Source organism: Polaromonas sp. P1_G4, from assembly GCF_056405475.1.
On record NZ_JBFUCA010000605.1, the window covers coordinates 1 to 2,232 of the forward strand.

Annotated in this window: 2 protein-coding genes and 1 pseudogene; 2 read left to right on the plus strand and 1 reads right to left on the minus strand. The window is 50.9% G+C overall.

What is annotated here, in order from left to right; genetic code table 11:
* Together AC1D1X_RS21120 and AC1D1X_RS21125 are read left to right on the plus strand one after the other, a co-directional pair.
* A pseudogene (locus tag AC1D1X_RS21120) lies at positions 1 to 293 on the plus strand (hypothetical protein); the annotation flags it as partial.
* Positions 253 to 1,548, plus strand: a complete 1,296-nt coding sequence (locus AC1D1X_RS21125) for an MvaI/BcnI family restriction endonuclease (RefSeq protein ID WP_477670426.1) — start codon at positions 253 to 255, stop codon at positions 1,546 to 1,548. The pseudogene AC1D1X_RS21120 and the gene AC1D1X_RS21125, both read left to right, overlap by 41 nt.
* Positions 1,549 to 1,776: 228 nt before the next feature.
* Here the strand turns inward: AC1D1X_RS21125 and AC1D1X_RS21130 are convergent.
* A partial coding sequence (locus AC1D1X_RS21130; RefSeq protein WP_477699094.1) for a hypothetical protein occupies positions 1,777 to 2,232 on the minus strand: 456 nt, incomplete at its 5' end.

The following is a 2,232-nucleotide window of genomic DNA, read 5'->3' on the forward strand; positions in this document are numbered from 1 at the left end:
GTCATAGCTGCAGCGGCTTTCGATGGCCATCGACAAATACAGAGTTCTGGGAGACGAAGTTAGTTGGCAATGTGGCCAGAGATAAGCGGCATGTGCGCGAGTTGCACAGCCTTGGATGGCGCGTCGTGGTGATCTGGGAATGTGCAGTTCGCCAAGCCGTCAAACAAACAACTACGCAGCCATATCTCATTGCCCGCGACTGGGTTGTCAACTACGATGCCCCATATCTCGAAATATCCAGAGGGCAAGGTCGTGGCTTTTCAAAACGTAAATCAACTTCTCGCTCGATTTAAGGGACTCGGAGCTACTCGCGTTTTTTGCAAACGTCTTGCCGAAAACGACAATTCAAAGCAGCAAATTTATCTCGGTAGCAAATTTGAAGTTCTCTCCTTTTTTCCCCACGGAGAAATAACGGCCCACCCCGCTTTAAGCGTTCCGAATTTCAAAGCGCCGTTGAGATTTTTTTGGGTAACCGATACGACCACGGAGCAAGCACCGGGAACACAGCTCATCCTCTATCCGCAGTACCCCGAGGTGCGCCTGTCCGGTTTTCTGATGGGGTGTGCCTCTGCCCCATCCGCAGATTTGCAACAGCGGCCCAAAGATCAACGCCGCGGCACTGACGGCAGGGTTCTGATCTTCGGAACAACCACCGACAACAGGACATTCGCGCATTTGGCGCCCGAGTCATCAAGTCTCGCTGAAGAATTACTTTCCTCATTCGCCGAACATCCGCCCGACGGTCTGTTCATGGAGCTCACCCTTCCAGTTGACTCAGCACAAAACAGGGCGCTTGTTCTGGATGCTCTGAGAGAGATCTATCTGCGGGGTACGCATCCATCTTGCCGCCGAGACAAGAATGGAAACGTAATTCCTTACAAAGCACCGAATGGAGGCGGCTATACATTGGAAGCGTTGTTGGGCATTACCCCTAATGGGAATGCGGAGCCCGACTATCTTGGGTGGGAAATCAAAGCGTTTAGCAGGCAACGAGTCACGCTGATGACGCCGGAACCAAACGGCGGTTGGTACAGAGAAAACGGCGTGAAGGCTTTCGTTGAAAAATATGGTCGCCTTCTAGATGGCGGGGTTAAATACTTTACCGGGCTCCATAAAGTAGGTGTTCCATGCGCAGCCAGCGGTATGACTATGCATCTCAGCGGCTTCGATGCAGGCTCAGGTAAAGTGACCGACGTCAACGGAACAATTTATCTATCCGCTGCCGACGGTGCCAACGCTGCGTCTTGGGGGTTCGCAGAACTGCTGACGCACTGGAATCGAAAACATGCCTTTGCCGCATATGTGCCGTATACGAGCACAAAAGATCCAATTTCATATCAGTATCGCAGTCCGATATTGATGGGCGCGCATACAGATTTTTCAAAGTACCTTCAGGCACTGAGCGTGGGAGCCGTCGTGTTTGATCCAGGCTCTAAGGTAACCAATGCCGGTTCTGCGAATTCGAAGGTCAAGGCTCGTAGCCAATTCCGGATCAACGTGAGTGGCCTGCATACTCTGTATGAAACCTTGACTGCCGAACCACTTTGAACAGTCTAGACATACCTTTGTACTCGTCGAAGGGAGCTTTAGTATTTTCACACCGCGAACTCTTCAAATGGTCCGGTACGAACGAGCCCTTTTGGCAAACAACGCTGAGTGCAAACCGCGACACAAATGAACTAGAAAAACATTAACTAAAACTTGTGCTGGTACGGTCTCAMCATCTGGGAGTTTGAACCCGCTAATCGGAACCGTACGACACCCGAAGCGGCTAGGTCAATACGTATTCAGAAATTGAGCAACCGTCATGGATGCACCACCTAAATGGCCCGGAGATGGATATGGGCCAAATTGAGCAGGTCGATCTTTCGGTGTGTATTCGTCGCATCCATCAACGCCATCGCACGCGACAAACACCTGATTCTGCGTTACGTTGTCTTGAGAGCCTGAACGGATGTTAAAGCCGAACTTTGGCTTGGCTTGAGCATTAAATAAGACTGGCAGCTGCTTTATCGCAGCATAAGAAGGACACACGTTACGGATGTGGGAATCGCAAACTTTGCACCCAAATGGATTTGCGCGACGCATCTGTTTATCCGGCCCTCCATACCTCACACACCACAAAATATTTTCAGCCACCGACGAATGAACTTTCCGTGCCTGAGCAGCCATCCAAATCAGCCGCTCTATCTTCCCCCACATCGCACTACTGGCAAAAACACCGCTATGAAA